The following is a 13,490-nucleotide window of genomic DNA, read 5'->3' as shown; positions in this document are numbered from 1 at the left end:
TAATGAATTGTTTTCACTATCCGGCTCCTGCTGTTCTTTATTCTGTTGTGTACTGTTTTCTAACTGTAGATCAGCTCCGTCAGCACGGTTTCCTCCGCTGAATGTCTGATGCTGTTCATCAGTCCCACCCATTTCATCTGATCGGCTGCTTTCAGTGCCTCGTCCACTCCCTCTGCTTTTGCCATCTGCTGTGTCAGGAAGTCCATTCTCTGCTCTGCCTGCTCCTGTATCTGAAGGCAGTGTGCTTTCAGCTCGCCCGTCAGCACCATGCCCTGATAAATCCCTTTCCGGTGTTCCTGCAAGAATTTCTTTCTCATCAGCCCGTACTTCGTGAGTGCCTGTTCCGGCTCCTCGTTCGGCATCAGGTTCGGGATCAGATAATCCCCGTTCTTCTCGTATGTCAGTTTCATTGGCAATGCCCTCCGTTTCTTTATGGTCAGTAGTTTCCGTTTCATTTTGTATCTGTGTTTCGCTTTCACGCTTTAAAGCATTATAGTCCGCTTCTGCTGTATTTGCAAGCGGAATTTCATCTAAATTTTCGGCATTTTTTAAAATAGTGCCGGACTGCTCTAAAGCCGCTTTTTCTTCTGCCCTTTTCCGGGCAGTCTGACGGTCATAGGCTCTGATTGTATTACCGATTTCCATAAGAAGCGGCTTGCACATTTCCGTTGTGGCACTGCCAAGCACGGATAAGGTCTTTGTGGTATTAAATTCGCTGATATTGTCAAAATCAAGCTCCTCTTTCCACTGCTCCATATCCGCACCGCAGCGTGACAGAATGGTATAGGCAATGCTTGATGCAAGCGTGTCACGCAGCCGGATTCCCACATTCAGCTCGTCAAGCTCCTCTAAAAAACTGCCCTCTCTGACATAACCGATTTCCGGAAGCAGCTCCTCATAATAGTCGGACGCTATCCGCTCCGCAAGCTCTATCAGCCTTTTTTCAAAGGGCATCTGTGCGTCTGTTTCTCCGTAAATATTTTCAAGCCGAGCAAGCACCACATCCTTATGTTCCTCCCTAAGTTCCCACAGGTATGGATCACGCCCGATTCTCCTTGCTTTATGCACATCGGATACATCAAAGACATATTTTAATCTCGGACGCTCGCTGTCCGTGTCAATCAGGGCGATCCCCTTTGCCCCACGGTTTACCCAGCAGTTCATTTTTTCATTCCATGTTTCAAGGGAAGCGCAGGCACTCGCATCGGGTCTTTGGGCATAGATGAGCATCTGCTCGTTAAAAGGATATTTATACAGCCTTGCAGCCGTATCAAGATATTTCATCCATTCCTGCCCGTTCCTTGCGATCTGCTTTGCGGTTTCCTCCGCCAGCATGGAAATCATCTGATATTTTGTTGTCATAGGCTTTCCTCCAAAAAATGACGGCGGGACTGCTCCCGCCGCCCTGTTTAATCATAAAATCCGTTTTCCTCAATGCCTTTTTCCAGAATGGAAGCAATCAGTTCATCCGGTTCCACTCCGTTGATCTCACTAATCACAATCAGCTTTGCAAGGGTATCCTTCTTTATGAAAACCGCATACTGTTCCTCATCCGGACACAGCTCACGCACGCAGATGCCGAGTGCGTCCGCAATCCTGCACGCTGTCCCGATGTCCGGCTCCTTTATCCCGGCAAGGATATTTAAAAGGGTATTTTCGTGGATGCCGGACAGCTCCGCAAGCCCCGGAATACTCATATCCATTTCTTTCATCACATTTAAAATCTTATCCCCTGTACTGTAAACTGCTGTATTCATACCGCTTATCCTCCTTCTCAATTTTCCTGCCCTGCCTTATTCCCAAAGGAAAAGGCTGCATTTTCCTTATTCTTTGTTACGGTAAATTTTGCTTTTACCTCTGCCACCTTAGACTCCAGCACCGAGAACATGGCTTCCACCTGCTCCGGCGTATACTCATAAGCCGACCTGTTTGCAAGGTTCTCTATCCTTCCAATCGCATCAATCGCCTTATTCATGCGGTACTCCCCAAGACGGATAAATTTATCCGCTTTGGTTTCCTCTGCCTTTGCTGCAGGTGTGCGGTCTGCAATTTCCCCGCTGTTTAAAGCTGCATTTTCCATAGTTTCACTCATATTCAATTCCTCCGTTTTTCCTGAAATTTAAGGGCATACAGACTGTTCCCGTATGCCCTGTATGTACTGTTATTCTGTTTCTATTTCTTACGCTTCGGAAATTCCAGCCTAACCTTATACTGTGATCCCCTGATTTCCTTCCCGTCTTTGGTGTAGGAATAGTCCTCAATGCCTTCCGGGATAAGATAGGCATCATAGGTGCCTTTTTTCCCTTTTAAGCCTTTTACAAGGGTCTTTTTCCCCTCCAGCATACTCTTAATCTGGCTGTCGGAAAGAACGGCTCCCATTGCCCTTCCAACATTCATGCCACATTTATTCTTACAGTAGGCTCCAAACTTCCCTTTTACCACATCACCGCCGCACTTCGGGCATTTGCCTAACGCAGTTCCTGCGTTGATTCCCTGTGCGCCGCCTCCGAACATGGATTTCTGCTCCTCGCTGACACTGTGATAGGTCTGCACAAGGTCACGCACCATATCCTCAATACCGCCCATAAATTCCTGCATGGAATATTCACCTTTTGCCACAAGGGTAAGGGCATTTTCCCAATCCGCTGTGAGCTTCGGGGACTTCACCACATCAGGAAGCACGGTAATCAGCTTCATGCCGTCCTCCGTGGGGAGCATCTGTTTTTTCTCACGTTTTACAAAACCGTCCTTCACCAGCTTCTCGATAATGTCGGCTCTGGTGGCAGGCGTGCCAAGCCCTTTGCGTTCCACATTATCGCCCATGTCCTCTGCTCCGGCTCTCTCCATTGCAGACAGCAGGGAATCCTCCGTGTAATGCTTCGGCGGTGTCGTGTAATGCTCGCTGATCTTCGTCTGCATGTTCTCAAAGGTCTGTCCCTCTGTAAGCTCCGGCAGCTTCTTTTCTTCGGTGCTTTCTTTTTCCTCTATGGTCTTAAAGGCACGCTTGAAAGCATCCTCAAAATCTTTCCAGCCGTTATGCGTGACCGATTTACCGGAAGCATGAAAAGTATGACCGCCGCAGGAAAGCTCTGCCTTTACCGTTTCATACAGATGTTTTTCCCCCGTAGCACACAGTAACCTGTTGGCCACAAGGGATAAAATCTTTCGCTCCGGTTCCGGCAGCGTGGAAAGGTCAGCCTTTGCAATCTCCATTGTGGGAATGATCGCATGGTGGTCTGTGACCTTTTTGCTGTTCAGCACACGCTTGATGTTCGGATTGAACATCACATCTTCCTGAAAAAGAATGGAACCAAAAATTGCTTCGATCACGCTCTTTGCAGTCTGCTCCATATCATCAGATAAATACTGGCTGTCCGTTCTTGGATAGGTGGCTAACTTTTTCTCATAAAGGCTCTGCACATACTCTAAGGTCTGCTTTGCGGTAAAACCAAACAAGCGGTTAGCGTCCCTCTGAAGCGTGGTAAGGTCATAGAGCTTCGGAGGGGCAATGCTTTTCTGCTCCTTAGCTGCGGAAGTTACAACTGCCTGTCCGTTTTTGCACGCCCCGGCAACAGTTTCCGCTTCCGCCCTGCTGTTAATCCTTCCCGTGGCTGCGTCAACACCGCCGCAGAGGATATGTGCCATGAAATACTGTTCTTTCCTGAAATTCATGATCTGTGTTTCCCTCTCAACCAGCATGCCAAGGGTGGGCGTCTGCACCCTGCCCACCTTTAACACCTTGCCGCCATACAGCACCGTAAAAAGCCGTGTTCCGTTCAGTCCCACAAGCCAGTCTGCCCGCTGCCTGCAAAGGGCTGACTGATACAGACAGTCATAATCGCTGCCCGGCTTTAGATTTGCAAAGCCGTCACGGATTGCGCTTTCCTCCATTGAGGAAATCCACAGCCGCTTCATGGGCTTATTGCAGCCTGCCATCTCATAGACCAGACGGAAGATAAGTTCTCCCTCACGCCCTGCATCGGTGGCACACACCACGCTGTCCACTCTTGTATCGTGCATCAGCTCCCTTAACACCTTATACTGTGCGGCAGTATCCCGTTTGACTTCATGCTGCCAGTTCTCCGGTATCATGGGAAGGCTCTCATACGTCCACTTTTTCCACGCATCAGAATAGGCATCCGGCTGTGCTAATTCCACCAGATGCCCCACGCACCACGAAACGATAGAGCCGCTTCCCTCCATGTATCCGTCTTTTCTCTCCTCTGCCCCGATGACACTGGCAATCTGCTGTGCCACGCTGGGCTTCTCTGCTATCACTAACTGCATAATCTGTTTCCTCCTTTAAATTCAATGTCTGAATCCACTTCATTTCCCCACACGTCAAAGCCTTCCGCTTTTCTGCGGGCAAACAGCTCAATCTTTGGTACATCGCCCATGAGCCTCCTGATGCGCTCATGGACTTCTCCCGGTTTGCGGCTGTGTTCCTCGATATGGGAAACCACAACCTGATGCACTCCCGCATCCACCCGTTTCGGGCTTCCCTTTGTGGCAAGGATACAAAGCTCCACATTGCTGCGTGTCCAGTACCCCATGCCCCAGAACAGGGAATCGCTCTTTTTATTCTGCTTTACCCACACAAACGCTACTGTTTTATAGGTAAAGCCCCATGCCCTTATGACTTCAAAGCCTTCCAAAAGGCAGGGGAATGTCACCCAAAGAAATAAGGCACAGTCCTTTTCTGCTATGTCAGCTACGGGAAGTGCCTTAATGTCCTCAATATTCATGGTGGGATAGTGGCTTTCTGCACTGCGTCCCAATCCTTTTTTGGAATAAACCTTGTACTGCCACGGCGGGTCTGCCAGTATCACTGAATATTTCTTCATAATTCCTACAGCTCCGCCTCCTTAGATTTACTTTTACTCTGCGTCTTTTGGGCGGGCTTCTGCGTGACAGCTTCCGCTTTCTTTTCTGCAAGCCTGCCCTTTACCGACTCCCTCGGACGCTCCTTATAAGCCTCCACCATTTTCTTTAAATCGGCATTGGCAATGCTGTTTTTCTCTGTCCCCCATTCCTTTTTGCCGTCAGGCTTTTCTCCGACCACAACCGGACGGCGCAGCGTTGTATGCCCCTCCGCCGGGAGCTTGATCCACATCCCTTTACCAAACTTATCCTCGTGGACATGGTTTGCCTTTACCACAAAAGTCTGCCACGGTCTGTGATCATTCTTATCGGGATTGGGAACGAGTATTTCCTTGTACTTATTCCCGTCCTTCCCCTGAAATTCCTCCCCGACACAGCCCTTGCCGAATTTCATCGTGATCTCCTTAAATTCCTTCTTGGGGCTTGTTTCTCTGTTCTCCTGCCCTGCTTTTTCCGATGCCGCAGCCCGCTTTGCGGCAATGTCATCAAGCACGTTGTCCACCGTTTCTTTCATTCCTGTTTCTTTTCCCATTCAATGCTCCTCCTGCTTTTCCTTATTCCGTGGTATCCGCCGCATCGCTTTCCCTGTCATCGTCAAAGAAATCATCATCGGAGCTGTCCTCCTGCTCCTCATCTTCATTCTCATATTCTTCCGTATCTTCCTCGTCCTCATCTTCGTCCTCGATGAAATCCTCTTTCTTCCTGCGGACTACCTTAAAATAATAAGCTCCGCCGATAAAGGCAATGGCAAGGATACCTATGATGATATAAGAAGCAATAGGGCTGGCTTCCTCTCCGGCTTCTTCCTCCGGTTCCGTTTCCTCCGTGCTTTCTTCTTCGGTACTCTCTGACTCCGTATCTTCCTCCGGCTCGCTCTCCTTATCGGTATTGTTGTTTGGCAGTGCGCTCTCCGTTGTCGGGATTGCAGATTCCAGAGCAGCGGAGTTTTTCGGTAAGGTTTCGCTGTTGTCGGAAGTGGTGTTCAGAAGGTCATTTTCCGTAATCTCCGTCAGGAAATAAACCATTTCCTCCTCCCCGTCCCTGTCAATAATCAGATAAAATACTTTATCCGATGCGGTCTGAATAGTGTAAAACTCCTTGCCCTGTTCAGACTGTTCCTTATCACCGCTTTCTGCCGCTTCCGCAGCATCTGCTTCAGCAAAAGCCTGTTTCTTCTGTTCCTCCGGTGTCTGTGAAATGGTATTGCCGTCACTGTCCGTCTTTGTATGCTCTGTCACCGTTCCCGTGGCACTCCCCGGCTTGGTGGCTTCGGCGTTGACCGGGAGCTGCTCTGCCGGATTCTCATCACTCTCATCGGCAGGGTCTTTGTAATACGGATTTTTCGTCTTATAAACTTCCGACATATTTCCGGCATTGTCCATTGCGGAAATGGTAAAATACTCGTATCCTGCATCAAACTGCTGTAAGCGGATATTCAGGGTTCCGTTTGTCAGGTCTGTAAACTCATAACCGTTGACATACACCGCCTTTGCGCCGGAATCCGTATCATGCACCTGAATACTTAACAGTCCGTCACTGACCGCCGCATTGAGGGTGGGCTTCGTGGTGTCAAAACATTTCATTGCCCGGTTTCTCTCATATGTATTGCCTTTCTGGTCTGTGACCTGCACATAGACGGTACAGTTTTCAGAAATTTCCAGCTTCTTATCTTCCGTCACGTCCGTCCAGCTCCCGTTCTGCCCTACTTTTGCCTGTATCATGGCAATTTCAAAGTTGCCCGTGTGTGCCGTATCGGATACGGTAAACGTAACTGTTGCCCTTTCGTTGTACCACCCGCCCGGACTGTTGATGTTAATGACTACATTCGGAGTCTTGTATTCACAGTCCCTGTAATCTGCGGCGCATACTTCACAATCCTTGTCATAGTCATATGCGCTGCACTTTTTCTCACAGGTACACACCGGCTCTGTTACTTCATTTCCGGAAACCGTACCGTTTTCCGTACTTTCCTCTGTTGTATTCTCCGTGCTTTCTTCCGTGCCGCCCTCTGCACTCTGCTCTGTGTCGGCTTCCGTCTGCCCTGTGCTTTCCGCAGGTTCCTCTGATACTGCTTCCTGCTCTTTGGAATCCTCCGCATGGACATTCACTGCATAATTCCCGTTCAGGGCAAAGCCCACTGCGGGCATACAGAATAATACTGCTGATAAACCAAGCGATAACACCGCTTTAGTTGATAACTTAATTTTTTTCATGGCTTACTGCCTCCCTTTCTGTTTGTCTTGTCTGTTCCTCCTGCTCCTTCTGCTTTAACAGATGCAGGATTTCTTCCTCACTGACTTTATTCAGCAGAATCAGCCTGTCCAAAGAGATTTTATTCTTCTCAATGAATTTCATCTTTTCTGCGTCCTCTGCCATCTGAAGCTGCTCCTCCAAGTCCTTCTGCCTTTCCTGCAGCGTTGCAAGCTGCTGCCGGACTTTCTGAAGCTCCTTTTCAATCCTTTCCTTTGTCACATCATTTCTCCTTTCCATGCCCCGTTAAAGGGCATTTATTTCTAATTCAATCTGCCAAACGCATAAAAATGGCTCTGCCAGTACGAGGTATTGATATTGGAATACTTAATCGGATCGCCTGCATGTATCATCACACCGTTTCCGCAGTAAATTCCCACATGGCTGACTGCACCGCCTGAATTGTATGTACCCGTAAAAAAGATAATATCTCCTGCCTTTGCGTCCGCTGCCGGAACCGGAGTACACTGGTCATAAATGCCCTGTGCCGTGGTTCTTGGAAAATTGTGTACGCCGCTGTTGGTAAATACCCAGCAGACAAAGCCGGAGCAGTCAAAGCTCGTTGACGGTGACGAACCGCCCCATACATACGGATAGCCTAGATATTTTGCTGCTTCCTCCATAAGTGCCTGTACGGTTTCATCATTATAAGAATCAGGCGGTATGGCACCTCCCCCGCCGCTTCCGCTTCCCGGTGTTTCCCCGTACAGCGTTTTTTCTCCTGCTTCAAAGTAAAATAACGGGTTATAATATTCCCCGTTATACAGACATTCGATATGAAGGTGGCTTCCGGTGCTGCTCCCCGTGTTTCCCGTTGTTCCGATTACCGTTCCGTGTGTAATGTCCTGTCCGGTACTGACGCTTAACGTGTCCATGTGGGCATATTTCGTACAGTATCCTTTGCTGTCCTCAATTACCACATAGTTGCCGTAGTAATCATCGTAAGCGGCTGTTGTGACGGTGCCGTCCATCGCCGCATAGACCGTGGTTCCTGTCGGCACTGCAATGTCAACGCCCCTGTGAAGCTGCTCCTGCCCCGTGACCGGATTGATGCGCCAGCCGTAATAGCTCGATACATAGTTGTACCAGTAAAGGTCAAGCGGTGTGTAAAACTGCTGTACCAGCCCGTGTGTTTCGTTATAAAAAGCATAAATCTCTTTCTGCTCCTCATTCATGTGTCCGGCTGCCACCACACCCAAATCCTTTGCGGTAAGCGTGACCTCTAAAATACTGACTTCGTACTCATATTCCTCCTCTGTTTCCTCCCCCGTTTCCGGGTCTGTGACCGTTCTTGTGCCTGTCCTTGTTTCCGTGGTCGGATTCAGGGTCAGCTCATACATCTCGTCAAAAAGGCTTTCTATTTCACCCTGCACCTCTGCCGCCGTAAATTCCGTATAGACTGCGGATAAATAGCTGATTAAGGCAAAGGGATCATGCCCTATGGCATCCAGATTGTAGCGGTATTCGTCATAATCCGGATAATCTGTTTCTATGGCATCAATTTCTGCCTGCAGGTTCTTTTCCAGCTCGGAAAATGCCAAATCTGCCGCATCCATCTCCGCCGGGACGCTCATATAGCTCCCTGCCAGCGTGGTACTCATGCCGTCCGAAAACATCGCCCCGCAGGACGATATGGAGGTCATAATCATAATCAAAAGCACCGCAAAGGCTCCTATCGTCACAAGCAGGGCAGCGTGTTTCTGTGCGGCTTCCTGTAACTTCTTTGCAACCGTTGTGGTAAAGTTGGCAGATTTTACCGCCGCTTCTTTTGTGTTCTTCGCCGCCTGCCCTGCCCGCCTTGCCTTTGCATACTCACGTTTGATGCGCTGTTTCTGCAGTCTTTTCTGCAGCTGCTTCTTTAACGTCTTTTCCTGCATTTCCGGGTTTTCTTCCAAAAACTTCCGGTAACGGAAATTGACCTCTTTTTGAAACTGCTTTTTCTCCAGCTTCGCCACTTTCTCACGCCGCCTTTGCAGCCTGTTTTTATGGTGCCGCTTCACAAAGCGGTACGCATCTTCGGCTTTCTGCTCACTTTTGTGTGCGCCCTCCACGCCTGCGTTTTCCTTTTCCACTTCGGCAACCTTGCCATGTGCATAATTGGTAAACTCTGATCCGGCTCTGCCCGCCATCCTCTTTACCGGGCTGTCCGGTTTAAAGGGCTTTTCCTTTTTTACGGCGGTCAGCACATACTTTGCCCTGCCTGTCTTTTCATCAAAGACACGCTCAAGGGAATACTCCGTTTTCTTTGGCAGCTTCCGTCTTGCCGCTTCTGTCTTTCTTCCGGCTTTCTCCGCTTTCTTCTGTAACTTATCCAGCTTTTTGCTGCCCTGAAACTCCGTTTTTTCTCCCTCTGTAAAGGCATTGTCTTTTGTATTGAAATCCTGTTCAAAATCAGAGGTTTTCGTCCGTTCCCTGTCCGTATGCTCACGCTGTTTCCGCCTGCGGTAATGCCCCCTTTTCTCTGCCTGATGATAGGTGTCCCTGCGGCGGTAATCATCGCCGGACTGCCTTTCTTCCTGCGCTGTGCCATTGTCCTCCGTAAAGGTACTGTTTTCCTTTGTAAAATCACTTTTCTTCTGACTTCCGGCATCCGCATTTTCAGACATTTTGTCACTCTGCCCAAAAGCACCCTGCTTCCGGTGCTGCTTTCTCTGCCCGCCTTTTGCCTTCCTGCTGTCAGATGTTTTTGTCTGCTTTTGGACATCCTGTCCAAAAGTTTCCGCCTGTCCCGACCTTTGGACATTCTGTCCGGAAGTGTCGTCTGCATCTCTCGGCTGGTGTACGCCGGACTGCTTCTGCTGTGCCTTTTTCGGTGCGGCAGTTCCCTTTACGGAGCTGCCCCCGGCAAAAGCATTGCTATCCTCTGCAAACCCAGCCGCCTGTGCTTTCTTTATCTCTGCCATTAAAATTCCTCCATGTCTATCTGCTATCCAATGCCTGCCCCTTTCTGTACCGCCTGTGTCATGATTCTTAAAATCCTTTACGGAATGAAACAGCCTCTTATCGTTTACTCATGTCAATCAGCCTTATTTTCATATCCGCCTCCTATCCGTTCTCCTGCAAGGACGCAGTATTCCTCATTCAGTTCAATCCCGATATAATGCCTGTCGTTTCTTACTGCCACAAGCCCTGTTGTGCCGCTTCCAAAAAACGGGTCAAGTACAATGCCGCCCTTTGGACAGCCTGCAAGGATGCACCTCTCCACCAGCTTCGGGGGATACGCTGCAAAATGATTTCCCCGGTAAGGCACTGTGTTGATCAGCCACACATCCCGGCAGTTCCTGACAGGAGAAATGTCGCTTTTCTTAATTTCCCCCGCTTTCCGTGGCTTGTTGAGCTTCTGTATTCCTGCCTGCCCCGGCACTTCGCCGGAATATTTATGGCTGCTTCCACGTCCTCCCATGTACCGCCTTGCCGTATCCGCCGCTATCGGCTCCGAAATCGCCAGCGCATCAAAATAATATTTCTGTGACTTGGCAAGCAGGAAAATATGCTCATAGCTGCGTGTCAGCCTGTCCTTTGCACTTTCCGGCATGGCGTTCCCTTTCTGCCAGACAATATCATTTCTGAGATACCACCCGCTGTTCCTGAGTGCAAATGCCAGCATCCACGGGATGCCGATTAAATCTTTATGTTTGCACCCTTCCACATTCCGGACTATGGAAACATTCTGACCGTTCCTGCCTTCCGGGTTCTTCGGGTCTTTATAGCCCCCTTTGCTCCCCGTACCGCAGTATGTGTCGGAAATATTCAGCCAGCAGGTTCCGTCCGCCCTGAGTACACGGTAAACTTCCGAAAAAATTTCCGTCAGTTTCCTTATATACTGTTCCGGCGTTGCTTCCCTGCCGACCTGCCCGTCCATGCCGTAATCACGCAGCCCGTAATAAGGCGGCGATGTGACACAGCAGTGGACGCTTTCAGAGGGCATATCTTTTAAGGCGTCAAGACAGTCATTATGGATAATTGTGTCTGTTTCCATCACTTTCCTCCTCCGTTCATACATTATTTTCCTCCTGCTTTACGCTTTCCTCCGGCTTGGTATTCATGATAGCATAGGTCTTGGTGTCCTTCGGGTACTTATCCACAAACGGGATTACCACGTTGTCAAACAAAATCAGTCCGCTTCCCGGCTCAGAGTTTGTCACATGGGCAAGCTGCTTTTCGGAAAGCCCCAGCTTGTCTGCAAGTATCGCCTGATCCTTTGCGTTCTGATTCAGTAAATAAACAAAATCAGAGTTGCCGAGTATGCCCTCGATTTCCTCTGATTTCAAAAAATCGCCCACGTTCTGCGTCAAGCCTGTCGGAATGCCGCCCCACTTACGAAACCGCTTCCAGATTTCCACGCTGTAAATGGCTGTCTGCTTTTCCTTTAAGAGAAGATGGAACTCATCACAGTAATAGCGGGTGGCAATCCTGCGCTCCCGGTTCTGTGAAACCCTGTTCCAGACCGCATCCTGCACGATTAACATTCCAAGCTCCTTTAGCTGGTTGCCCAAGTCCCTGATGTCAAAGCACATGATGCGGTTATGGCTGTCCACGTTGGTGCGGTGGTTAAAATAATTCTGCGATCCATGCACATACAGCACGAGGCTGTTTGCGATACGCTCCGCTTTTTTGTTCTTGTGCTTCAAGAGGGCATTATACAAATCTTCAAGGATCGGCATATTTTCCGGCACGGGATTTTCAAAGTAGCCATCGTAGATATGACGGATACACTCGTCAATGATGCCTTTCTCATCGTTCTCCAGCCCGTCCTTCCCTCCGGCGATCAGGTCACATAAGGTAATGATAAAGTCCGATTTCAGCTTTAACGCTTCCTTGTCCCCCTTATGGGAAAGCTGTATATCCATCGGGTTTAAATAATCCTTTGAATTGGTGGCAAGCTTTACCACCTGCCCGTGCAGTGCGCCCACGAGGGCAAAATATTCTCCCTCCGGATCACAGATAATCACATCGTCCCTTGTCATAAGAAAACAGGATAAAATCTCACGCTTTGCACTGAAAGACTTACCGGAGCCGGGCGTACCGAGTATCACGCCGTTTGGTGTTCTTAAGCGTTTCCGGTCTGCCATGATCATGTTGTTACTGAGGGCGTTCAGACCGTAATAAATCGCCGGAGCAGGCATGAATAACTCCTGCGTACAGAACGGAACAAGGATAGCGGTACTCTTTGTGGTAAGCACACACTCTATCCCGGTTTCATTGCAGCCTATCGGTGCGGAAGCCATAAGCCCCTGCTCCTGCAGATACTGTAAACAGCGCAGGTTGCAGTTTGCCTGCTGGATAATGCCGGACACACTCTGCGTGATGTTCTCAAGCTCCCGCTTGCTCCTGCCGTAGCAGGTAATCAGGAATGTCATCTTGATGATCTTCTGGTTGCTGGTATTAAGGTCATCCAAAAGCTCCAGCGTGTCCTTTTCATAAGTGATGATGTCCGTGGGTAAAATATCCATGTCATAGCCGGAGCGTACTGCTTTCTTCTGTTCCTCAATCTTCATCTTCTGAATATTTGTCAATGCCCCTTTTAACATCTTGATCGCCTTTACCGGGTCAAAGGTCTGCATGTGCATGGTAATGGTTAGGTTATCATCAATGTCAAGGAGCTTCTTTAGCAGCTCATCATTAAATCTCGGTGCAATGATGTCCAGATAGTGGACGCTGCCATACATCTTCCCCGCTTTAAAACGGCTCGGATAACGGAAGTCAAAGCCCGGCGGTGCGATATAGTCCTTTACGCTTTTACCGGATTCTGACAGCTCCTTAAAGGAAAAACGGAAAGGCTCCATTGTATCCTGGTTGAAATATTCATGCAGGATACGCAGCCGTTCCTTTCCGTCAAGGCTTCTGGCGTGTGTGCCAAGATTTAAAAAGTTCTTTATCACATCGGCTTCGATGCTTGCAAGTTTCGCCCTTGCTTCCTTGAAGCCTTTGCACTCAATACCGAAAATCAGGTATTTCGATTTGATGATGCCGTTGTTTCCCTTTGCTGCCTGTTTCTTTAACATTTCCGTATATTCCTCACGGATATCGTCAAATTCATCTCCCTGCAAAGGAATGTCAAACTGCTCTATCAAAGTCTGTTCGTTGACCTGTCTGTTAAACAGGAACAGTTCAAACTTAATAGACGGATCAAAGTAATTGATGAGCTTGCTGTACTCCTCTAAAATCTCCCCCTGATCTTCTATCTCTAAAAGGTCATAGTTGATGTCAAAAAACTCCACCATTTTCGTGTAGAAAGTGGAAGTCACCTGACAGATACCGTCCTGAAACATCTTTTTAAAGGTAATGGTATTCTGTGCCGTGGTTGGCTTTTCCTGTTTTTTGCTGTTTCCGGAGAGAGTACGTTTCAGCTCCATAAG

The 13,490-nt window shown here is 48.8% G+C and carries 12 protein-coding genes; all 12 read right to left on the bottom strand.

All coding sequences use genetic code 11. From position 1 onward, the window contains the following. Positions 1-59 precede the first annotated feature (59 nt). The gene (locus WMO42_RS11190) at positions 60-362 is read right to left on the bottom strand and encodes a TnpV protein (protein WP_306784332.1); all 303 of its coding nucleotides are present in this window, start codon (positions 360-362) and stop codon (positions 60-62) included. 908 nt (positions 363-1,270) lie between these two features. Next, positions 1,271-1,417, bottom strand: coding sequence for a hypothetical protein (locus tag WMO42_RS11185; protein ID WP_172704767.1), 147 nt, complete (start codon positions 1,415-1,417; stop codon positions 1,271-1,273). After that, the gene (locus WMO42_RS11180) at positions 1,410-1,757 is read right to left on the bottom strand and encodes a helix-turn-helix transcriptional regulator (RefSeq protein ID WP_055195791.1); all 348 of its coding nucleotides are present in this window, start codon (positions 1,755-1,757) and stop codon (positions 1,410-1,412) included. Before WMO42_RS11180 ends, WMO42_RS11185 begins: the two co-directional genes overlap by 8 nt. Before the next feature lie 17 nt (positions 1,758-1,774). Next, positions 1,775-2,092: a hypothetical protein gene (locus tag WMO42_RS11175; RefSeq protein ID WP_227064068.1), complete on the bottom strand. Its 318-nt coding sequence runs from the start codon at positions 2,090-2,092 to the stop codon at positions 1,775-1,777. 80 nt (positions 2,093-2,172) lie between these two features. Then, positions 2,173-4,287 carry a type IA DNA topoisomerase gene (locus WMO42_RS11170; RefSeq protein WP_055195793.1) on the bottom strand — a complete coding sequence of 705 codons (2,115 nt, stop codon included), beginning with the start codon at positions 4,285-4,287 and terminating at the stop codon, positions 2,173-2,175. Then, positions 4,278-4,844, bottom strand: a complete 567-nt coding sequence (locus tag WMO42_RS11165) for an MT-A70 family methyltransferase (RefSeq protein ID WP_055195795.1) — start codon at positions 4,842-4,844, stop codon at positions 4,278-4,280. Before WMO42_RS11165 ends, WMO42_RS11170 begins: the two co-directional genes overlap by 10 nt. A 5-nt stretch (positions 4,845-4,849) precedes the next feature. Next, positions 4,850-5,413: a hypothetical protein gene (locus WMO42_RS11160; protein ID WP_055195797.1), complete on the bottom strand. Its 564-nt coding sequence runs from the start codon at positions 5,411-5,413 to the stop codon at positions 4,850-4,852. 22 nt (positions 5,414-5,435) lie between these two features. Next, positions 5,436-7,094, bottom strand: coding sequence for a CD1107 family mobile element protein (locus WMO42_RS11155; RefSeq protein ID WP_055195799.1), 1,659 nt, complete (start codon positions 7,092-7,094; stop codon positions 5,436-5,438). Further along, positions 7,081-7,353 carry a hypothetical protein gene (locus tag WMO42_RS11150; protein ID WP_055230552.1) on the bottom strand — a complete coding sequence of 91 codons (273 nt, stop codon included), beginning with the start codon at positions 7,351-7,353 and terminating at the stop codon, positions 7,081-7,083. Before WMO42_RS11150 ends, WMO42_RS11155 begins: the two co-directional genes overlap by 14 nt. Before the next feature lie 41 nt (positions 7,354-7,394). Beyond that, entirely contained in the window at positions 7,395-10,034 is a 2,640-nt protein-coding gene (locus WMO42_RS11145; RefSeq protein WP_055195805.1) for a CD1108 family mobile element protein, read from the bottom strand. A gap of 113 nt (positions 10,035-10,147) precedes the next feature. After that, positions 10,148-11,110 (bottom strand): site-specific DNA-methyltransferase, encoded by a 963-nt coding sequence (locus WMO42_RS11140; RefSeq protein WP_055195813.1) that lies wholly within the window; start codon positions 11,108-11,110, stop codon positions 10,148-10,150. Positions 11,111-11,126: 16 nt separating this feature from the next. After that, positions 11,127-13,487 carry a VirB4-like conjugal transfer ATPase, CD1110 family gene (locus WMO42_RS11135; RefSeq protein WP_349192315.1) on the bottom strand — a complete coding sequence of 787 codons (2,361 nt, stop codon included), beginning with the start codon at positions 13,485-13,487 and terminating at the stop codon, positions 11,127-11,129. Positions 13,488-13,490: the final 3 nt, after the last annotated feature.

The organism is Lachnospira sp. CLA-JM-H23 (assembly GCF_040096425.1).
Classification (GTDB): domain Bacteria; phylum Bacillota; class Clostridia; order Lachnospirales; family Lachnospiraceae; genus Lachnospira; species Lachnospira rogosae.
Note: the sequence above shows the minus strand (reverse complement) of the source record. Positions and strands in the feature narration are given on the sequence as shown.